This window comes from Mesorhizobium sp. WSM3860, assembly GCF_002294995.1.
GTDB lineage: Bacteria > Pseudomonadota > Alphaproteobacteria > Rhizobiales > Rhizobiaceae > Mesorhizobium.
The window spans coordinates 25,095-44,218 of record NZ_NSGF01000003.1; the positions used below are offsets into that span (position 1 = coordinate 25,095).

General features: G+C 63.6%; 21 protein-coding genes. 19 read left to right on the forward strand and 2 right to left on the reverse strand.

What is annotated here, in order from left to right:
• Nucleotides 1-212: 212 nt before the first annotated feature.
• The 16 genes from CK220_RS31805 to CK220_RS06665 all read left to right on the forward strand — a co-directional run bounded on the left by CK220_RS31805 (nt 213) and on the right by CK220_RS06665 (nt 13,639).
• Nucleotides 213-353, forward strand: coding sequence for a hypothetical protein (locus tag CK220_RS31805; protein WP_176479007.1), 141 nt, complete (start codon nt 213-215; stop codon nt 351-353).
• Between the two features lie 104 nt (nt 354-457).
• Nucleotides 458-748, forward strand: a complete 291-nt coding sequence (locus CK220_RS06595; protein ID WP_095810780.1) for a Dabb family protein — start codon at nt 458-460, stop codon at nt 746-748.
• A 70-nt stretch (nt 749-818) separates the two neighbouring features.
• Complete coding sequence (locus tag CK220_RS06600; protein WP_095810781.1) at nt 819-1,694, forward strand: VOC family protein; 876 nt, start codon at nt 819-821, stop codon at nt 1,692-1,694.
• On the forward strand, nt 1,691-2,533 hold the full coding sequence (gene kdsA / locus CK220_RS06605; RefSeq protein WP_095810782.1) for a 3-deoxy-8-phosphooctulonate synthase: 843 nt from the start codon (nt 1,691-1,693) through the stop codon (nt 2,531-2,533). Before CK220_RS06600 ends, kdsA begins: the two co-directional genes overlap by 4 nt.
• A gap of 78 nt (nt 2,534-2,611) precedes the next feature.
• On the forward strand, nt 2,612-2,977 hold the full coding sequence (locus CK220_RS06610; RefSeq protein WP_066989666.1) for a PRC-barrel domain-containing protein: 366 nt from the start codon (nt 2,612-2,614) through the stop codon (nt 2,975-2,977).
• A gap of 390 nt (nt 2,978-3,367) precedes the next feature.
• Nucleotides 3,368-4,642: a phosphopyruvate hydratase gene (gene eno / locus CK220_RS06615; RefSeq protein WP_095810783.1), complete on the forward strand. Its 1,275-nt coding sequence runs from the start codon at nt 3,368-3,370 to the stop codon at nt 4,640-4,642.
• A gap of 158 nt (nt 4,643-4,800) precedes the next feature.
• The gene (locus CK220_RS06620) at nt 4,801-5,124 is read left to right on the forward strand and encodes a septum formation initiator family protein (protein ID WP_095810784.1); all 324 of its coding nucleotides are present in this window, start codon (nt 4,801-4,803) and stop codon (nt 5,122-5,124) included.
• Between the two features lie 176 nt (nt 5,125-5,300).
• Complete coding sequence (pdhA, locus tag CK220_RS06625; protein WP_095810785.1) at nt 5,301-6,347, forward strand: pyruvate dehydrogenase (acetyl-transferring) E1 component subunit alpha; 1,047 nt, start codon at nt 5,301-5,303, stop codon at nt 6,345-6,347.
• Nucleotides 6,348-6,360: 13 nt separating this feature from the next.
• A complete protein-coding gene (locus CK220_RS06630) occupies nt 6,361-7,779 on the forward strand; it encodes a pyruvate dehydrogenase complex E1 component subunit beta (protein ID WP_095810786.1) in 1,419 nt (472 codons plus the stop codon).
• An 18-nt stretch (nt 7,780-7,797) separates the two neighbouring features.
• On the forward strand, nt 7,798-9,171 hold the full coding sequence (locus CK220_RS06635; RefSeq protein WP_095810787.1) for a pyruvate dehydrogenase complex dihydrolipoamide acetyltransferase: 1,374 nt from the start codon (nt 7,798-7,800) through the stop codon (nt 9,169-9,171).
• A gap of 15 nt (nt 9,172-9,186) precedes the next feature.
• On the forward strand, nt 9,187-9,609 hold the full coding sequence (locus tag CK220_RS06640) for a hypothetical protein (RefSeq protein WP_095810788.1): 423 nt from the start codon (nt 9,187-9,189) through the stop codon (nt 9,607-9,609).
• A complete protein-coding gene (locus CK220_RS06645; protein ID WP_095810789.1) occupies nt 9,606-10,244 on the forward strand; it encodes an SGNH/GDSL hydrolase family protein in 639 nt (212 codons plus the stop codon). The genes CK220_RS06640 and CK220_RS06645 overlap by 4 nt, the downstream gene beginning before the upstream one ends.
• Nucleotides 10,245-10,271: 27 nt before the next feature.
• Nucleotides 10,272-11,720 (forward strand): dihydrolipoyl dehydrogenase, encoded by a 1,449-nt coding sequence (lpdA, locus tag CK220_RS06650; RefSeq protein ID WP_095810790.1) that lies wholly within the window; start codon nt 10,272-10,274, stop codon nt 11,718-11,720.
• Nucleotides 11,721-11,822: 102 nt separating this feature from the next.
• Nucleotides 11,823-12,080: a GlsB/YeaQ/YmgE family stress response membrane protein gene (locus CK220_RS06655; RefSeq protein WP_067321367.1), complete on the forward strand. Its 258-nt coding sequence runs from the start codon at nt 11,823-11,825 to the stop codon at nt 12,078-12,080.
• Between the two features lie 130 nt (nt 12,081-12,210).
• Nucleotides 12,211-13,176, forward strand: a complete 966-nt coding sequence (lipA, locus tag CK220_RS06660; protein WP_095811143.1) for a lipoyl synthase — start codon at nt 12,211-12,213, stop codon at nt 13,174-13,176.
• Nucleotides 13,177-13,183: 7 nt separating this feature from the next.
• A complete protein-coding gene (locus CK220_RS06665) occupies nt 13,184-13,639 on the forward strand; it encodes a type II toxin-antitoxin system RatA family toxin (RefSeq protein ID WP_095810791.1) in 456 nt (151 codons plus the stop codon).
• A gap of 12 nt (nt 13,640-13,651) precedes the next feature.
• On the opposite strand, the gene CK220_RS06670 is transcribed toward CK220_RS06665, so the two are convergent.
• The gene (locus CK220_RS06670) at nt 13,652-14,134 is read right to left on the reverse strand and encodes a CinA family protein (protein ID WP_095810792.1); all 483 of its coding nucleotides are present in this window, start codon (nt 14,132-14,134) and stop codon (nt 13,652-13,654) included.
• Nucleotides 14,131-15,348: a bifunctional 2-C-methyl-D-erythritol 4-phosphate cytidylyltransferase/2-C-methyl-D-erythritol 2,4-cyclodiphosphate synthase gene (locus CK220_RS06675; protein WP_095810793.1), complete on the reverse strand. Its 1,218-nt coding sequence runs from the start codon at nt 15,346-15,348 to the stop codon at nt 14,131-14,133. The genes CK220_RS06670 and CK220_RS06675 overlap by 4 nt, the downstream gene beginning before the upstream one ends.
• A gap of 139 nt (nt 15,349-15,487) precedes the next feature.
• On the opposite strand from CK220_RS06675, the gene dusB reads away from it, so the two are divergent.
• From dusB to ntrC, 3 genes are read left to right on the forward strand one after another with little or no spacing between them, the layout of a single operon-like run.
• Nucleotides 15,488-16,516 carry a tRNA dihydrouridine synthase DusB gene (dusB, locus tag CK220_RS06680; RefSeq protein ID WP_095810794.1) on the forward strand — a complete coding sequence of 343 codons (1,029 nt, stop codon included), beginning with the start codon at nt 15,488-15,490 and terminating at the stop codon, nt 16,514-16,516.
• Nucleotides 16,513-17,655: a nitrogen regulation protein NR(II) gene (locus CK220_RS06685; protein WP_095810795.1), complete on the forward strand. Its 1,143-nt coding sequence runs from the start codon at nt 16,513-16,515 to the stop codon at nt 17,653-17,655. The genes dusB and CK220_RS06685 overlap by 4 nt, the downstream gene beginning before the upstream one ends.
• A complete protein-coding gene (gene ntrC / locus CK220_RS06690; RefSeq protein WP_066989709.1) occupies nt 17,652-19,112 on the forward strand; it encodes a nitrogen regulation protein NR(I) in 1,461 nt (486 codons plus the stop codon). The genes CK220_RS06685 and ntrC overlap by 4 nt, the downstream gene beginning before the upstream one ends.
• Nucleotides 19,113-19,124: the final 12 nt, after the last annotated feature.

Below are 19,124 nucleotides of genomic sequence, written 5' to 3' on the forward strand. Positions count from 1 at the left end.
CGAGGATTCAGTGACGGCGCCGGACGGCCGGAAAAATGCCGGATGCCCGCTCGCGGTTGCATCACGTTCGCATGAGATGTTTGTGCGCGCGGCAGCTCTCCAGGTCGCCCGCGCAAGGTGCCATGACGCCGGAGGGGCCTCGATTACAAAGCGGTGAATTGGAACGATTGCCGTGAAGGCGCTCTGGTTCCGTTTGAGGACATACGCTAGCTTTGGCCATGCGTTATGTGATCGTTATCGTCGCCATCACGTTCTTCCTGATCTGGGACGGCCTCTACAACCAGGGCCAATATCTCGACGCGACCGTCAGGGAAATCTCGCGCATCGTGCGTTACGTCACTGGCGCAGCCTGAAGCCCCGCCGCTGACGCTCGAACGGCGGCCGCGACATCGTTGCCGGTTGACGCAGGCGCCTTGCTCCCACAAAACGCGCTCATCCGTCGATCAAGGAGGCTGGGTTGATCCGGCACATCGTTTTCTTCAGCGTCCGGCGCAAGGAGGATGTCGAGGCCGTGCGGTCAGGTCTGCAGGAACTGAGCAAGATTCCACATTCGAAACACTTCGAGGTGACGCTCAATACCAAGGTCGATCTGTTCTCCAACGCGATCGACGTGGTCGTCTATGCCGAGTTCGAGGACGAGGCAGCGCTCGCCGCCTACAAGGCGCATCCGATCTATGCGGAGACGACCGGCAGGGTTAAACCATTGCGCGAGCTTCGCTATTCGGCCGACGTCGTGGCCGCCGCCTGAGCCACGCCGTCCGCTCGCGTTGAACGCCAGGCCTTGAACCGGTTTCCGGAATGGGGCACACCGCGCCGGCATGACGAAAACTTCGCCCCATCCGCTCGACCATCTCGTTCTGCCCACGCGGAGCCTCGACATTGCAAGGCAGCGCCTCTCGTCGCTCGGCTTCGTGGTCGCGCCGACCGGCATCCATCCTTTCGGGACCGAGAACGCTTGTGTCTTTTTCGCCGACGGCACCTATCTGGAACCGCTGGCCGTCGGCGATGACAAAACGGCCGATCGGGCGATAGGCGAAGGCAATGTCTTCGTCGCGCGCGACCGCCTTTACCGCAGCAGGCTTGGCGACGAGGGCTTCTCCGCGGTCGTCTTCGGGACCGCCGATGCAGATGCCGACCACGCGTGCTATGTCGAAGCGGGGCTGTCGGCAGGCAATATGTTGAACTTTTCGCGCGCCTTCACCGACACCACGGGCAAAAGCTCCACGGCATCGTTCAAACTGGCGTTCGTGGCCGATCGAAAAGCAACGGACACATTCCTGTTCGCCTGCCAGCGCATCAACGCGCCGCAGATCGACCGCACCGCCCTGCAGGCACATGCCAATGGAGTGACCGGCATCGTCGAGATCGTGGCGGTGAGCGACCAGCCTTCGAGCCAGACTGGACTGGTATCGACTGCTGCAGGCCAGCACGCGAGCGACGGCGACAGGATTGTTTTGCCCAACGCGGCCCTGATCGTTCTGACGCCCGGCGCGTTCGCCGCGCGCTTTGGTGTTTCGGCAGGGCAGCCTTCGGACCTGCGTTTTGCGGCCGTCATCTTTGCGGTTCGCAGCATTGCCGCAGCCGCCCAGCTACTTGCGGCCAACGCCATAGCGCACAACATGAGCGGCGACGATGTCGTCGTGCCGCCGGCACCCGGTCAGGGCGCGGCCTTCATCTTTCGGGAGATCCCATGAGCGAGCCCCTGGCGCCCAATGCATCAGTTACCGTCGGCAAGGTCTTCTTCGCCAACAATGCGCCCTTGTCGCTGATCGCCGGACCCTGCCAACTTGAATCGCGCCAGCACGCCTTCGACATGGCCGGCGCGCTGAAGGAACTGACCACAAGGCTCGGCATCGGGCTCGTGTACAAGACGAGCTACGACAAGGCCAACCGCACCTCGCTTGGCGGCGCGCGCGGCGCTGGGCTCGAGGCGGCGATGCCGATCTTCGACGACCTGCGCAAGGAGTTCGGACTGCCGGTGTTGACCGACGTCCACACCGAGGAGCAATGCGTATTGGTCGCGCCACATGTCGATGTGCTGCAGATACCGGCCTTTCTCAGCCGGCAGACGGATCTGCTGATTGCGGCGGCGCGTACCGGCAAGGTCGTGAACGTCAAGAAAGGGCAGTTCCTGGCGCCATGGGACATGAAGAATGTCGTCGCCAAGGTCACGGGATCCGGCAATGCCAACGTGCTGGTCACCGAGCGTGGCGCCTCCTTCGGCTACAACACACTTGTGTCGGACATGCGAGCGCTGCCGATTATGGCCGAGATCGGCGCGCCGGTTATCTTCGACGCCACCCATTCCGTGCAGCAGCCAGGCGGGCAGGGCGGCTCGACCGGCGGCGAACGACGCTTCGTTGAAACGCTCGCGCGCGCGGCCGCGGCGATCGGCGTTGCCGGCGTGTTCATCGAAACCCACCAGGATCCGGACAACGCCCCCTCCGACGGCCCCAACATGGTGCCTTTGAAGAATCTTCCCGCATTGCTGGAAAGGCTGATGGCGTTCGATCGGATAGCCAAGGGGCCGTAGCACGGCAGCCGAAATCTGGAACCTTCGCCCGCTCCCCTCATTGTCCAAAACGGACAATCAAATGAGAGGAGCACAACAATGACTACTCCGTCTGGCCACACCGAAGCCATCGCCGCCTCGCGCGTCATCGGCACCTCGGTCTACAACACCGCAGGCGACAGCATCGGCAGCATCGAGGACGTTATGCTCGACAAGATGTCGAACGGCATCATGTTCGCGGTCATCGGCTTCGGCGGTTTCCTCGGCATGGGCGAGAAGTATCACGCCATTCCGTGGGCAAGCCTCGATTATGATGAAAACATGGGCGGCTACGTCGTGCCTTTCACGAAGGAGCAGCTCAAGGCAGCACCGGCCTACTCGATCGAAGAATTGACCGGCGCCGATGGTGAAGCGGCCCGCGACGCATCCTTCGAATACTACCACGTGAAGCCCTACTGGCATTGATCGGCCTGAGCGGCTGCCAGAATCGAGAAGGCCCCCGGATATCCGGGGGCCTTCGAGCGTTGAGGAACCTATTCAGCGGCCCGAAGGGTGGATAGCTCCGTGGAGCTCTGCTGAGGCTTCTGGGTGTCACAGGACGTCAGGAACGCCGCCGCGATCAGGAACAAACTCACGATACCGCTCAACTGGGACATGGCGAAACTCCTCGTGTTTCGCCCCGCGCAAACACGACCATAAATCAGAAGGGCGAGTCACGTGCATGACTAATGATGACAAAGATTTGCGCTTCGTGACTCTTGCCGCCGGCAATAATTGGGGACCGCCCGATTGCCTTTTGCCGGGCTTTGGCTAAGAGGGGCGCGACGCTTCAATCGATCAATCGGGGACATCGCAATGACCGCCATCATCGACATTGTCGGGCGTGAAATCCTGGACAGCCGTGGAAATCCGACCGTCGAGGTCGACGTGGTGCTGGAAGACGGCTCAATGGGCCGCGCCGCGGTGCCGTCGGGCGCCTCGACCGGCGCGCATGAGGCGGTCGAGTTGCGCGACGGCGGGCCGCGCTATCTCGGCAAGGGAGTCCAGGGCGCCGTCGAGGCCGTGAACGGCGAGCTGTTCGAGGCGATCGGCGGCATGGAAGCCGAGAACCAGATCCATATCGACCAGACGATGATCGAGCTCGACGGCACTCCGAACAAGAGCCGGCTCGGCGCCAACGCCATCCTCGGCGTGTCGCTGGCGGTGGCCAAGGCCGCCGCCGAGGCGGCCGGCCTGCCGCTCTACCGCTATGTCGGCGGCGCCAAGGCGCACATCCTGCCGGTGCCGATGATGAACATCATCAATGGCGGCGCCCATGCCGACAACCCGATCGACTTTCAGGAATTCATGATCCTGCCGGTCGGCGCGCCGACGCTGCGCGACGGCGTGCGCTGGGGCTCCGAAATCTTCCATACGCTGAGGAAGAAGCTGAAGGATGCCGGCCACAACACCAATGTCGGCGACGAGGGCGGTTTCGCCCCCAACCTGAAGAGCGCGCCGTCGGCCCTAGATTTCATCATGGAATCGATCGAGAAGGCCGGCTTCAAGCCGGGCGAGGACGTGGCGCTCGGCCTCGACTGCGCGGCGACCGAGTTCTTCAAGGACGGTAACTACGTCTATGAGGGCGAGAAGAAGACCCGCGATCCAAAGGCGCAGGCGAAATATCTCGCCAAGCTCGCTTCCGATTATCCGATCATCACCATCGAGGACGGCCTTGCCGAGGACGATTGGGAGGGCTGGAAATACCTGACCGATCTGATCGGCAAGAAGACCCAATTAGTCGGCGACGATCTGTTCGTCACCAACACGGCGCGGCTGCGCGACGGCATCCGGATGGGCGTCGCCAACTCGATCCTGGTCAAGGTCAATCAGATCGGCTCGCTCACCGAAACGCTCGACGCGGTGGAGACCGCGCACAAGGCCGGCTACACCGCCGTCATGTCGCACCGCTCGGGCGAGACCGAGGATTCGACCATTGCCGACCTCGCGGTCGCCACCAACTGCGGCCAGATCAAGACCGGCTCGCTGTCGCGCTCAGACCGAATGGCCAAGTACAACCAGCTCATCCGCATCGAGGAAGAGCTCGGCCAGCAGGCGTGCTACGCCGGCAAGTCGGTGGTCAAGGGCTGACCCGGACAAGCTAATATTGGTTGTTGAGAGGCGGGTTTTTCCCGCCTCTTTTTGCTTCGGCAGGTCTCATTCCGGCCAACCGTAACCGTCCATTAAGCACAATCGGGCGAAAAAGACTCGGACAGCCGCTTGCGCTCGCGGCCGAAAGGGTTCGGGTCATGTGGACACGTCAGCACAAGCAGAGAAACACCGGCAAGCTGATCGTTCCGTCGCTCTGCGTGCTGTTCCTCGCCTATTTCGGCTTCCATGCCTATCACGGCGAGTTCGGCATCTACTCCAAATATCGGCTTCAGGCCCAGGCGGCCGAACTCCAGGCTCAGCTCGACGCCGTCAAGGCGCGCCGGATCGACTTCGAACGTCGTGTCCAGCTCATGCATGAAGGCACGCTGGAAAAGGACATGCTTGACGAGCAGGCCCGAAAGGCGCTCAATTTGTCCCAGCCGGACGAAATCACCATCATGCTGCCCGCTTCGGCAAAATAACCGAACTTAGGTTAATCACACTTATTCGCAATGATTCTAATCGCTTAGGATGCATGTCAGCCATGCATTTTTCAGCATGGCGCATTGCATTCTTGCGTGTTAGCCTCGCTCAAATCGGTGGGGAGACGGTCGCTCTCCCTGAATGTCCGCGAAGAGACGCCAACAGGGAGTGATGCATGGCCACCGCCGCCAGAAAAGCGCCTGCCAAGTCCAAATCCAGATCCGACGGCAAATCGTCGGCCCTTTCCACCCCCAAGCCAGCCGACTTCACCAAAGAAGAAGAGCTCTCCGCCTACCGGCACATGCTGCTCATTCGCCGCTTCGAGGAGAAGGCGGGCCAGCTCTACGGCATGGGCTTTATCGGCGGCTTCTGCCACCTCTATATCGGCCAGGAGGCCGTCGTTACCGGCATGAAGATGGCGCTGATTGAGGGCGACCAGATGATCACCGCCTATCGCGACCATGGCCACATGCTGGCGATGGATCTTTCGCCGCGCGGCGTCATGGCCGAACTCACCGGGCGTCGTGGCGGCCTGTCGAAGGGCAAGGGCGGCTCCATGCACATGTTCTCCAAGGAGAAGCATTTCTACGGCGGTCACGGCATCGTCGGCGCGCAGGTGTCGCTGGGCACAGGCCTGGCCTTCGCCAACCGCTATCGCGACAACAAGAATGTCGCGCTGACCTATTTCGGCGACGGCGCAGCCAACCAGGGCCAGGTCTATGAAAGCTTCAACATGGCCTCGCTGTGGAAGCTGCCGGTGATCTACATCATCGAAAACAACCGCTATGCCATGGGCACGTCGGTGTCGCGCTCATCCGCCGAGACCGACTTCTCCAACCGCGGCGCTTCCTTCAAGATTCCCGGCATCCAGGTCGACGGCATGGACGTTCGCGCGGTCAAGGCAGCCGGCGATGTCGCCGCCGAATGGTGCCGCGCCGGCAACGGCCCGCTGATCCTCGAGATGCAGACTTATCGCTATCGCGGCCACTCGATGTCCGACCCGGCGAAATATCGCTCCAAGGAGGAAGTGCAGAAGATGCGCTCCGAGCACGACCCGATCGAACAGGTCAAGGCGCGCCTGACGGATAAGAAGTGGGCGAGCGAGGACGATCTCAAGGCCATCGACAAGGAGGTCCGCGACATCGTCGCCGACGCCGCCGAATTTGCCCAGCACGACGCCGAGCCGGATCCGTCCGAGCTCTGGACCGACATCGTACTCTAAGGAGGGCAAGGACATGCCGATCGAAATTCTCATGCCCGCTCTCTCGCCGACGATGGAAGAGGGCAATCTTTCCAAGTGGTTGAAGAACGAAGGCGACAAGGTCGTCGCCGGCGACGTCATCGCCGAGATCGAGACCGACAAGGCGACGATGGAAGTCGAAGCTGTCGACGAAGGCACGCTCGGCAAGATTCTGATCGCCGCCGGAACCGAGGGCGTCAAGGTCAACACGCCGATCGCCGTGCTGTTGCAGGATGGCGAGAGCGCTGCTGATGTCGGCAAGGCCGCGCCCGCTTCCACTCAAGACGCGGTTTCCTCGGGCGGCCAGCGTACCGATGCGGCCGAGGAAGGCTCGAAGGCATCTCCGCAGGATGCCGGCGAGGCTCCGAAGGCAGTTCCCGCCGCTCCGGTGGCGAAACCGGCCGCCGATCCGGACATCCCCGCCGGCACCGAGATGGTCTCGACCACGGTGCGCGAGGCGCTTCGCGACGCCATGGCGGAGGAAATGCGCCGCGACGGCGATGTCTTCGTCATGGGCGAGGAAGTCGCCGAGTACCAGGGCGCCTACAAGATCACGCAGGGCCTGCTGCAGGAATTCGGTCCGCGGCGCGTCGTCGACACGCCGATCACCGAACACGGCTTTGCCGGCGTCGGCGTCGGCGCAGCCATGGCAGGCTTGAAGCCGATCGTCGAGTTCATGACTTTCAACTTCGCCATGCAGGCGATCGACCAGATCATCAACTCGGCCGCCAAGACGCTCTATATGTCCGGCGGCCAGATGGGCGCGCCGATCGTCTTCCGCGGTCCGAACGGGGCGGCCGCCCGCGTCGCCGCCCAGCACTCGCAGTGCTATGCCGCCTGGTACAGCCACGTCCCCGGCCTGAAAGTAGTGATGCCTTACACGGCCGCCGACGCCAAGGGCCTGCTCAAGGCCGCGATCCGCGACCCGAACCCGGTCATCTTCCTGGAGAACGAGATCCTCTACGGCCAATCCTTCGACGTGCCGAAGCTCGACGATTTCGTGCTGCCGATCGGCAAGGCGCGCATCCACAAGCAGGGCAGGGATGTCACCATCGTCTCCTTCGGCATCGGCATGACCTATGCGGTCAAGGCGGAAGCCGAACTGCGCGGCATGGGCATCGACGCCGAGATCATCGATTTGAGAACCGTCCGTCCGCTCGACTTCGATACGATCATCGCTTCGGTCAAGAAGACCAACCGCCTAGTGGTGGTAGAAGAGGGCTTCCCGCAGAGCTCGGTCGGCGACCACATCGCCAGCCAGGTCTCGCAGCGCGCCTTCGACTTCCTCGATGCGCCGGTGATCACCATCGCCGGCAAGGACGTGCCGATGCCCTATGCGGCCAACCTCGAGAAGCTGGCGCTGCCCAATGTCGGCGAAGTCGTCGAGGCGGTCAAAGCCGTCACCTATCGCTGAGCCGGTCGGGAGGACAATATGCCAATCAACATCACCATGCCGGCTCTCTCGCCCACCATGGAGGAGGGCAATCTCGCCAAGTGGCTGGTCAAGGAAGGCGATAAGGTTTCGCCCGGCGACGTGATCGCCGAGATCGAGACCGACAAGGCGACGATGGAAGTCGAAGCCGTCGATGAGGGCACAGTCGCCAAGCTCGTCGTTCCGGCAGGCACCGAAGGCGTCAAGGTCAATGCGGTGATCGCCATCCTGGCAGGAGAAGGCGAGGATGCCGGTGCTGCCGCAAAGAGCGATGGCGGTGCGCCCAAGGCGGAAGCTCCGAAAGCGGACTCTGCGAAGGCCGAGGCGCCCATGGAAGCGCCGAAGCCGGCCGCAGCCGCTGCGGCACCCGCGCCGGCGAAGGCCGAGCCTGCACCGGTCGCCAACGGCCACGCCGGCGGCGAGCGCGTGTTTGCCTCACCGCTCGCGCGCCGCATCGCCAAGGATGCCGGCGTCGACGTGGCGGCGCTTAGCGGTTCCGGGCCGCATGGCCGCGTGGTGAAGGCCGATGTCGAGGCGGCGATCGCTTCCGGCGGCGCCAAGGCGCCTGCCGCCAAGGCGCCGGCGGGTGGGCCGCCGGCTGCTCCGGCCCCCGCGCCCAAGCCGATGTCGGACGACCAGGTGTTGAAACTCTTCGCCGAAGGCTCCTACGAGCTCGTCCCGCACGACAATATGCGCAAGACCATCGCGCGCCGCCTGGTCGAGGCCAAGAGCACCATCCCGCATTTCTATCTGACGCTCGACTGCGAGCTCGACGCGCTGCTGGCGCTGCGCACGCAGCTCAACGCCGCGGCCCCGATGCGGAAAACCGACAAGGGCGAGGTCCCGGCCTACAAGCTCTCGGTCAACGACATGGTGATCAAGGCGATGGCCATGGCGCTGATGGCGGTGCCGGACGCGAATGCTTCCTGGACCGACAACGCCATGGTCAAGCACAAGCATGCCGATGTCGGCGTCGCCGTGTCGATCCCCGGCGGCCTGATCACGCCGATCATCCGCCACGCCGACGAAAAGACGCTGTCCGTCATCTCCAACGAGATGAAGGATCTGGCAAGCCGCGCCCGCAGCCGCAAGCTGAAACCCGAGGAGTACCAGGGCGGCACCACGGCCGTGTCCAATCTCGGCATGTTCGGCGTCAAGGATTTTGCCGCCGTCATCAACCCGCCGCACGCGACGATCCTTGCGGTCGGCGCGGGTGAAGAGCGCGCCATCGTGAAGAAAGGCGAGATCAAGATCGCCACCATGATGTCGGTGACGCTGTCGACCGATCACCGCGCCGTCGACGGCGCGCTCGGTGCGGAACTGCTCGGGGCCTTCAAGCGCATGATCGAGAATCCGATGGGCATGCTGGTGTAAGGAAAGGAAAAGGCGGTGCGGAAATTCTTCACCAGCCTTTTCGCCTTCATTCTTTCAGGTCTGGCTGGCGTACTTGTCGTTCAAGAGCTGGCGGTCATCACTGGCGCGACAGAGGAATACATTCTGGTTTTCGCGGCCACGGTGATGATCGTCATTGTGGTCACGGTCGCTTTCTTCCTTGTTCAGTTCCGAGCCGAGCCGGTGCGGGCGGTCGACCGGATGCTGCGGTGGCTGCTTGCGACCCCCGCGATCATTGTGATTGCGCTCGCCGGCTGGACGTTTTCGGTGCCGGCCGAGAACCGGGCGACCGCAGGTAACCTTTCGATCGTTGCCGGGCTGATCCCGCCGGGCGCAGCGGCGATCATCGTGCAATGGCTGTTCGTGCGCTGGCGGCTCAAGCGCTCGTCGGCGGCGTTCGGCAGGGGGACAACCGCATGAAGTCAATTCTCAGCTATGGCGACTCGCTGACTTGGGGCTACGACGCCGCCAACCTCGGGCGCCATGCGCTGGAGGACCGCTGGCCGAGCGTGCTCAAGGCGGCGCTGGGCGACGGCATCGAGGTCATCGCAGAGGGGCTGAACGGCCGCACCACCGCCTTCGATGATTACCTGGCCGGCGCGGATCGGAATGGCGCGAGGACGCTGCCGACGATCCTCACGACGCACGCGCCGCTCGACCTGATCATCATCATGCTGGGCGCCAACGATATGAAGCCGTGGATCCACGGCAATCCCGTTGCCGCCAAGCAGGGCATGCAGCGCCTGATCGATATCGTGCGCGGCCACGACTATCCGTTCGACTGGCCGGCTCCGCAGATCCTCATTGTCGCGCCGCCCGCGGTCACGCGCACCGAGAATGCCGAGTTCAAGGAAATGTTCGCCGGCGGCGATGACGCCTCGAAGCGGCTGGCGCCGCAATATTCCACACTTGCCGACGAGGCGGGCTGCGGTTTCTTCGACGCCGGCACCGTGGCAACGACCACGCCGCTCGACGGTGTCCATCTCGATGCCGAAAACACGCGCCGGATCGGCCGCGCGCTGGCCCCGCTCGTGCGTGTGATGCTCTCACTCTAACCCCGAGAAAGTTCAGGGAGAAACCCCGTGGCTGAGAACTACGACGTTATCATTATCGGCTCTGGCCCCGGCGGCTATGTCACCGCGGTGCGCTCCGCCCAGCTCGGCTTCAAGACGGCGATCGTCGAGCGCGAGCATCTTGGCGGCATCTGCCTCAATTGGGGCTGCATCCCGACCAAGGCGCTGCTGCGTTCGGCCGAGATCATGCACTATTCCGACCACCTCAAGGACTACGGCCTGAAGCTCGAGGGCGGCAAGGTCAGCCCCGACACGGCCGCCGTCGTCGACCGCTCGCGCAAGGTTTCGCTCAGGCTGAATGGCGGCGTCGCCTTCCTGATGAAGAAGAACAAGGTCGACGTCATTTGGGGTGAGGCGAAACTCTCAAAGCCTGGTGAGGTCGTCGTCTCCAAGACCGCCAAGAAGCCGATGGAGCCGCAGCCGCCGGTGCCGAAAGGCGTCAAGGGCGAGGGTGCCTACACGGCCAAGCACATCATCCTCGCCACCGGCGCCAGGCCGCGCGCGCTGCCCGGCATCGAGCCGGACGGCAAGCTGATCTGGACCTATTTCGAGGCGATGGTGCCGAAGGAAATGCCGAAGTCGCTGCTGGTGATGGGCTCGGGCGCCATCGGCATCGAATTCGCTTCCTTCTACCGCACCATGGGCGCCGACGTGACCGTGGTCGAATTGCTACCGGCGGTGATGCCGGTCGAGGATGCCGAGGTCTCGAAATTCGCGCAAAAACAGTTCGAGAAGCAGGGCATGAAGATCTTGCTCGAGGCCAAGGTGACCAAGGTCGAGAAATCTTCCAACTCGGTCACCGCGCATGTCGAGATGAAGGACGGCAAGGTCGAAAAGATCACCGCCGACCGCATGATCTCGGCCATCGGCGTGCAGGGCAATATCGAGGGCCTCGGCCTCGAGGCGCTTGGCGTGAAGACGGATCGCGGCTGCGTCGTGGTCGACGGCTACGGCAGGACGAATGTGCCCGGCATCTACGCCATCGGCGATGTGGCCGGGCCGCCAATGCTCGCCCACAAGGCCGAGCACGAGGGCGTGATCTGCGTCGAGAAGATCGCCAATATCCCGGGCGTGCATGCCATCGACAAGCTAAAGATCCCGGGCTGCACCTATTGCAGTCCGCAGGTCGCCTCGGTCGGCCTGACCGAAGCCAAGGCCAAGGCCGAGGGCAAGGACATCCGCGTCGGCCGCTTCCAGTTCGGCGCCAACGGCAAAGCCATCGCGCTCGGCGAGGACCAGGGCTTCATCAAGACCATCTTCGACAAGAAGACCGGGCAGCTGCTGGGCGCGCATATGATCGGCGCCGAGGTGACCGAGCTCATCCAGGGTTTCGTCGTGGCGATGAACCTGGAGACCACAGAGGAAGAGCTGATGCACACGATCTTCCCGCATCCGACCCTGTCGGAGATGATGAAGGAAAGCGTGCTCGACGCCTATGGCCGCGCTTTGAACGCATGATAGACTGGTTGCGCGAGACTCAGACGCGGCAGCCGGAGGATTCTGAGGGCAAAGCAGTTCGTATCCGGATGCATTTTCACCTGATCAAGGAGGAATTGGCATATGGACGTGAATGGCGTGGGCTGGATAGCAGCCATCATCATCGGAGGCTTGGCCGGATGGCTCGCCGAAATGGTCATGAAGAGCAACACCGGAATCTTCATGAACATCATTTTGGGTATCGTCGGCGCGATCGTTCTCAATGCGATCTTACAAGCTCTCAACATCCAGTCCTTCGGCGCCGGCTGGTTCGCCTATCTGATCACCGGTTTCATCGGCGCCTGCCTGCTGATCTTTGTCGGCCGGCTGGTACGGCGCTGAGCCCCAGCGAAGTCCGTTATGCGAAAACGGCCATGGCGGCATGCGTCGGCGTGGCCTTTTTCTTTACTCCGAAAAGTCCTAGATGACGCAGACAGGCGGCCGCGACGCGGGCGGCCGCGAAGGGTTCGAAATGGTCACTGTTCTCGACACGATCGCCAATGCGCCGCGCCCGCGGCATCCCGAAAAGGCGCACAGGCCGGACCAGGAAGTGCTGCGCAAGCCGGACTGGATCCGCGTCAAGGCGCCGGTTTCGAAGGGTTATGCCGAGACGCGCGAGATCGTGAAATCGCACAAGCTGGTGACGGTGTGCGAGGAGGCCGGCTGCCCGAACATCGGTGAATGCTGGGACAAGAAGCACGCCACCTTCATGATCATGGGCGAGATCTGCACGCGCGCCTGCGCCTTCTGCAATGTCGCCACCGGTATCCCGACCGCCCTCGACGCGGATGAGCCGGCGCGTGTCGCCCATGCGGTCAAGCAGATGGGCCTCAGCCACGTCGTCATCACCTCTGTCGACCGCGACGACCTCGACGACGGCGGCGCGCAGCATTTCGCCGACGTCATCCACGCCATTCGCGCCGTCGCGCCTTCAACGACGATCGAGATCCTGACGCCCGACTTCCTGCGCAAGGACGGCGCGCTTGAGATCGTCGTTGCCGCCAAGCCCGACGTCTTCAACCACAATCTGGAAACCGTGCCGTCGAACTACCTGACGGTACGGCCGGGCGCCCGCTACTTCCACTCGATCCGGCTGCTGCAGCGCGTGAAAGAACTCGATCCGTCGATCTTCACCAAGTCCGGCATCATGGTCGGCCTCGGCGAGGAGCGGAACGAAGTGCTGCAGCTCATGGATGACCTGCGTTCGGCCAATGTCGACTTCATGACCATCGGCCAATACCTGCAGCCTTCGAAGAAGCATCATCCGGTGATCCGCTTCATCACGCCGGACGAGTTCAAGTCCTTTGAGACGATCGGCAAGACGAAGGGTTTTCTGCTGGTGGCTTCGAGCCCGCTGACGCGCTCCTCGCATCATGCCGGCGAGGATTTCGCCAGGCTGCGCGCGGCGCGCGAGGCGCAGCTCAAGAAAGCCAGCTGACGCTTTCATGCCGAAATTCGAAGCCACCCGCCGCGTCGCCTACACGCCGGAACAGATGTTCGCGCTGGTGGCGGATATCGAGGCCTATCCGCAATTCCTGCCGCTCTGCGAGGCGCTGACGGTGCGCTCGCGCAAGGAGCGCGACGGCCGCACCATCCTCGTCGCCGACATGAGCATCGGCTACAAGGCGATCCGCGAGACCTTTACGACCCAGGTGCTGCTCAAGCCCGACGAGAACGCCATCGATGTCAAATACATCGACGGCCCGTTCAAATATCTCAGCAACATCTGGCGCTTCGATCCGGCCGATGGCGGCAGCGAAGTGCATTTCTTCATCGACTACGAGTTCAAGAGCCGCATTCTCGGCGCGCTGATGGGTACAATGTTCGATCGCGCCTTCCGCATGTTTTCCGAAGCATTCGAGAAGCGAGCGAACGTGATCTATGGCGCAAGGCACGCCTGATCCGCGAATAGCCTAGGCCAGCGCTCGCAGGCCAAGCCGCAACGCGTGCCGCACCGTCTCGTGGCGGATGAATTCCCGCCCCTTATGACCAAACAGCTGACGCTCGGCGACGACCGGCTGGCCGGCAAATGCTATCCCGAACCAGACGAGACCCACCGGCTTTTCCGACGAACCGCCGCTCGGGCCGGCAATTCCGGTGACGGCAAGAGAGAGGCTCGCGCGCGAATGCGTCAGCGCGCCCGCCGCCATCTCCCTGACCGTCTCACCGGAGACCGCGCCATGCGCCTCAAGCGTCGCCGCGGAGACGCCGAGCATCTCCATCTTGGCTTCGTTGGAATAGGTGATGAAACCGCGATCGACCACGGCGGAAGAGCCGGCAATGTCGGTCAGTGCTGCAATGATCAGACCGCCGGTGCAGCTTTCGGCCGTGGCCAGCATGATGCCGCGCTGCTGACAAGCCTGGAGCAAGGCGTTGGCTAATTCCGCGTTGCTCATGCCGGCACGTCTCCCGGATAGACGACGCTGGCCGTGGCGATCGCCGCAATGCCTTCGCCGCGGCCGAGAAAGCCGAGCTTCTCGTTGGTCGTCGCTTTGATGGAAATGCGTTCCGGCGCAATGCGGAGCATGGCCCCCAGCGCCGCGGTCATCGCCTTGCGATGCGGTCCGACACGCGGCGCCTCGCAGATCAGCGTGACATCGGCATTGGCGATGCGCCCGCCGAGCTCGCGTACCAGCTTCGCCGCATGCTCGACGAAGATCTTCGAGGCAACCCCCTTCCATTGCGGGTCCGATGGCGGGAAGTGCGTGCCGATGTCGCCGGCGCCGCAGGTGGCGAGCAGCGCATCGGTGAGCGCATGAAGCCCGACATCGGCGTCCGAATGACCGGAGAGTTTCCGGTCATAGGGGATAGTGACCCCGCACAGCGTGACATGGTCGCCCGCTTCGAACGCATGCACATCGTAGCCATTGCCGGTGCGGATGTCCGGAAAGCGCGGCAGCGCATTTGAGAGCCGCTGGTCGGCCATCGCGATATCCCTTGCCCAGGTGAGCTTGATGTTTTCCGGCGAGCCCTGGACGATCTTGACCGGAATATGCGCCCATTCGGCGATCGCCGCGTCGTCGGTGAACTCGTTTTTGCCGAGATGATGCGCCTTCTCGTGCGCCGCCAGCAGCGGCCAGAACGGAAAGCCTTGCGGTGTCTGCGCGGCATGAAGGCCGGCCCTCGACACCGTCTCCTCGATCATGCCCTCGACCGATTCCCGCTTGAGCGTGTCGGCGACGGGAAGCGCCGGCAGCGCCCCCTGGCGCTCGCCGATCGCCTCGATGGTTCGGTCGATGAGCCCGGCGTCGACGAAGGGGCGCACCGCATCATGCACCAGCACCTTTGCCGGCGCCTGCTCCCTCAGCGCCAAAAGTCCCAGCCGGACGGAAGCCTGGCGGGACGCACCGCCGGTGACAACGAGGGTGCGCGCGGCATTGGCTCCTGCCGCGTGCTCGAACAGCTCACGGTCGTCGGCATGGATGGCAACCACCACTGGCCCGACGGCGGGATGCGACAGGAATCGTTCCAGCGTATGCGCAATGACGGCGCGTCCGCCGATGCGCTGATACTGCTTCGGCCCATCGGCCTGTCCGGCACGGGCGCCGCGGCCGGCGGCGACAATGACCACGCCGACCTTGCCGTCCGGTCTTTCACTTGTTTCAGTCATGGCGAGAGGCTTAGTCGCGGCTCGCAGGGAAGGCCAGCATTTTCCAAAATGCGCCTTAATGTGACGTCATTGCGCGTTGCACAATGGCTTGCATCTGGCTACACAATGTGCAGCAATCGAAAATGCTTGGTTTTTGTGCATGCCTGAATTGAACCCATTGGCTTTGCCGCTCGATGTCGGCGACGTAAGGATACGCAACCGCGTGTTCCTCGCGCCGATGTCCGGCATCACCGACGAGCCGTTCCGCCAGCTTGCCCATGCGCATGGTGCCGGGCTGGTCGTCTCGGAAATGGTTGCGAGCGGCGAACTGGCCAAGGGCAGGGCGGGCTGCGACCTGCGCATCCGCCATTCTGGACTGCCCGTCCATATGGTGCAGCTTGCGGGCCGCGAGGCGGCGCACATGGCCGAGGGCGCGCGAATCGCGGCGGGCGAGGGCGCCGACATCATCGACATCAACATGGGCTGCCCGGCAAAGAAGGTGACTGGCGGCTATGCCGGCTCGGCGCTGATGCGCGATCTCGATCACGCGCTCTCGCTGATCGAGGCGGTGGTCGATGCCGTTTCGGTGCCGGTGACGGTCAAGATGCGGCTTGGCTGGGACGAAAGCGCGCTCAACGCGCCGATGCTGGCGCGCCGCGCCGAGCAGGCCGGCGTGCGCATGGTGACCGTGCACGGCCGCACGCGCTGTCAGTTCTATCAGGGCAAAGCCGATTGGCGCGCCATTGCGCGCGTCAAGGAAGCGGTCTCGATCCCGGTGGTGGCCAATGGCGATGTCGGCTCGCCGGAAGCGGCGGCGACGATCCTTGATCAGTCGGGCGCCGACGCGGTGATGATCGGCCGCGCCCACTATGGCGCGCCGTGGACCGCCGGCAGCATCGCGGCAGCCGCTGCTGGCATGTCTGCACCCGATATTCCCGAAACGCCGGAGAAGCTCGCGGACTACGTGGTTGCGCATTACGAGAACATGCTCTCGCTCTACGGCGTCGAAAGCGGGCTGCGCCAGGCGCGCAAGCATATCGGCTGGTATCTGGACAGGCACGCGACCGGTGTTTCGGCGGAGCGGCGCAAGCACATCCTCACTTCCTTCGAACCGGCTGAAGTCATCGCCGGGCTGCGTCAAGCCTTCACCGAAAGCGCGGCATCGCCAGAATTGCGGAGCGCGGCATGAGTGCGAACCTCCAACAGCCGGTCGACACGGCGGATGCCGCCAATATCGTGCTAAACACCATCCGCCGCCCGGTGATCATGGTCGATGCCGACGGCTTCATCACTTTCGCCAACGCGGATGCAGAGGATTTCTTCCGCTCCAGCGCGACCATGCTTGCCCGCAACACGTTGTCCAAGCTGGTCCCGTTCGGCAGTCCGCTGCTCACTCTGGTCGACCAGGTGCGCGAGCGCCACGCGCCGGTCAACGAATACCGTGTCGACGTGTCTTCCCCGCGCCTCGGCATCGAGAAGATGGTCGACCTATACGTCGCCCCGGTGCCTGAGTTTCCCGGCTCGGTCGTTGTGATGTTCCAGGAACGGTCGATGGCCGACAAGATCGACCGCCAGATGACGCATCGGGGTGCCGCCCGTTCCGTCACCGGCCTGGCTGCCATGCTGGCGCATGAGATCAAGAACCCGCTTTCCGGTATCCGCGGCGCGGCGCAACTGCTCGAGCTCTCGGCCTCCGATGAGGACCGCGCGCTCACCCGGTTGATCACCGACGAGACCGACCGCATCGTCTCGCTGGTCGACCGCATGGAGGTGTTTTCCGACGAGCGCCCGATCGAGCGATTTCCCGTCAACATCCATGTCGTTCTGGACCATGTGAAAGCGATCGCCAAGAACGGCTTTGCAAGAAAAATCAAAATCTTGGAGGAATATGATCCATCGCTTCCTCCAGTCTATGCCAACCGCGACCAGCTGATCCAGGTGTTCCTCAACCTGGTCAAGAACGCCGCCGAGGCGATCGGCGCCGACCCGCAGGGCGAGATCGTGCTGTCGACCGCTTTCCGGCCCGGCATCCGCGTTTCCGTACCGGGAACGCAAGACCGCGTCTCGCTGCCGCTGGAATTCTGCGTGCACGACAACGGCCCCGGTGTTTCCGAGGACATCCTGCCGATCCTCTTCGATCCGTTCATCACCACCAAGCCGAACGGCTCGGGCCTCGGGCTGGCGCTGGTGGCCAAGATTGTCGGCGAGCACGGCGGCATCATCGAATGCGATTCGACGCAGCGTGGAACCACTTTCCGCGTCCTGATGCCGGCCTGGAAGGAGACTTCGCCCAACGCCGGCGACGAAGCTGAAGGAGACCGCAAATGACCGTTCGCGGCAATATCCTCGTCGCCGACGACGATGCGGCGATCCGCACCGTGCTCAACCAGGCGCTGTCGCGCGTCGGCCATGAGGTGCGCGTGACCTCGAACGCCTCGACGCTGTGGCGCTGGGTGGCTGCCGGGGAGGGCGATCTCGTCATCACCGACGTGGTGATGCCGGACGAGAACGCCTTCGACATGCTGCCGCGCATCAAGAAGGCGCGGCCGGAACTGCCGGTCATCGTCATGAGCGCGCAGAACACGTTCATGACCGCCATCCGCGCCTCCGAGACCGGCGCCTACGAATATCTGCCGAAGCCGTTCGACCTCACCGAGCTGCTCAACATCGTCAACCGCGCGCTTGCCGAGCCGAAGCGGCCGAAGCTGGATTCGCGCGCCGACGACCAGCCGGAGACGATGCCACTGGTGGGCCGCTCGGCCGCCATGCAGGACATCTACCGCATGCTGGCCCGCATGATGCAGACCGACCTGACGGTGATGATCAGCGGCGAATCCGGCACCGGCAAGGAGCTGGTGGCGCGCGCGCTGCACGAATATGGCCGCCGCCGCGGCGGGCCTTTCGTGGCCATCAACATGGCCGCGATCCCGCGCGACCTGATCGAATCGGAACTGTTCGGCCATGAGAAGGGCGCCTTCACCGGCGCGCAGAACCGCTCCACCGGCCGCTTCGAGCAGGCCGAAGGCGGCACGCTGTTCCTCGACGAGATCGGCGACATGCCGATGGAGGCGCAGACGCGCCTGCTGCGCGTGCTGCAGCAGGGCGAATACACGACCGTAGGCGGCCGCACGCCGATCAAGACCGACGTGCGCATCGTCGCCGCCACCAACAAGGATTTGCGGACCCTGATCAACCAGGGCCTGTTCCGCGAGGACCTGTTCTACCGCCTGAACGTCGTGCCGCTGCGACTCCCGGCGTTGCGAGAGCGTTCTGAAGACGTGCCTGACCTTGTCCGGCACTTCTTCAAGCAGGGCGCCAGCGAAGGACTGCAGACCAAGCGCATTTCCGCCGGCGGCATCGAGCTGATGAAGCGCTATCCCTGGCCCGGCAATGTGCGCGAGCTGGAAAATCTGGTGCGCCGGCTCGCCGCGCTCTATTCGCAGGACGAGATTTCGGCCGAGATCATCGAGGCCGAACTGAAGACCGGCGAGCGGTCTGTCGTGCCGGACGGCGGCGCGCTGATCCCCGACGATCTGTCGATCGGCCAGGCGGTCGAGCATTTCCTGCAGCGATATTTCGCGTCCTTCGCCGGCGACCTGCCGCCGTCCGGGCTCTACCAGCGCATCCTCGCCGAGGTCGAATATCCGCTCGTGCTGGCTTCGATGACCGCGACGCGCGGCAACCAGATCAAGGCGGCCGAGCTTCTGGGCCTGAACCGCAACACGCTGCGCAAGAAGATCCGCGAGCTTGGCGTAAACGTCTACAAGGCCGCCAGGCAGCCCTGAATTTGTCTTCAC

What these genes read in the sequence shown, in the direction of transcription:
- kdsA (WP_095810782.1), top strand. Translation starts at nt 1,691, where the DNA reads ATGAGCGAGCCCCTGGCGCCCAATGCATCAGTTACCGTCGGCAAGGTC.
- CK220_RS06655 (WP_067321367.1), top strand. Translation starts at nt 11,823, where the DNA reads ATGGACGTGAATGGCGTGGGCTGGATAGCAGCCATCATCATCGGAGGC.
- dusB (WP_095810794.1), top strand. Translation starts at nt 15,488, where the DNA reads ATGCCTGAATTGAACCCATTGGCTTTGCCGCTCGATGTCGGCGACGTA.
- CK220_RS06635 (WP_095810787.1), top strand. Translation starts at nt 7,798, where the DNA reads ATGCCAATCAACATCACCATGCCGGCTCTCTCGCCCACCATGGAGGAG.
- CK220_RS06620 (WP_095810784.1), top strand. Translation starts at nt 4,801, where the DNA reads ATGTGGACACGTCAGCACAAGCAGAGAAACACCGGCAAGCTGATCGTT.
- CK220_RS06685 (WP_095810795.1), top strand. Translation starts at nt 16,513, where the DNA reads ATGAGTGCGAACCTCCAACAGCCGGTCGACACGGCGGATGCCGCCAAT.
- CK220_RS06600 (WP_095810781.1), top strand. Translation starts at nt 819, where the DNA reads ATGACGAAAACTTCGCCCCATCCGCTCGACCATCTCGTTCTGCCCACG.
- lipA (WP_095811143.1), top strand. Translation starts at nt 12,211, where the DNA reads ATGGTCACTGTTCTCGACACGATCGCCAATGCGCCGCGCCCGCGGCAT.
- CK220_RS06630 (WP_095810786.1), top strand. Translation starts at nt 6,361, where the DNA reads ATGCCGATCGAAATTCTCATGCCCGCTCTCTCGCCGACGATGGAAGAG.
- CK220_RS06665 (WP_095810791.1), top strand. Translation starts at nt 13,184, where the DNA reads ATGCCGAAATTCGAAGCCACCCGCCGCGTCGCCTACACGCCGGAACAG.
- CK220_RS06645 (WP_095810789.1), top strand. Translation starts at nt 9,606, where the DNA reads ATGAAGTCAATTCTCAGCTATGGCGACTCGCTGACTTGGGGCTACGAC.
- pdhA (WP_095810785.1), top strand. Translation starts at nt 5,301, where the DNA reads ATGGCCACCGCCGCCAGAAAAGCGCCTGCCAAGTCCAAATCCAGATCC.
- CK220_RS06610 (WP_066989666.1), top strand. Translation starts at nt 2,612, where the DNA reads ATGACTACTCCGTCTGGCCACACCGAAGCCATCGCCGCCTCGCGCGTC.
- CK220_RS06670 (WP_095810792.1), bottom strand. Translation starts at nt 14,134, where the DNA reads ATGAGCAACGCGGAATTAGCCAACGCCTTGCTCCAGGCTTGTCAGCAG.
- CK220_RS06675 (WP_095810793.1), bottom strand. Translation starts at nt 15,348, where the DNA reads ATGACTGAAACAAGTGAAAGACCGGACGGCAAGGTCGGCGTGGTCATT.
- ntrC (WP_066989709.1), top strand. Translation starts at nt 17,652, where the DNA reads ATGACCGTTCGCGGCAATATCCTCGTCGCCGACGACGATGCGGCGATC.
- eno (WP_095810783.1), top strand. Translation starts at nt 3,368, where the DNA reads ATGACCGCCATCATCGACATTGTCGGGCGTGAAATCCTGGACAGCCGT.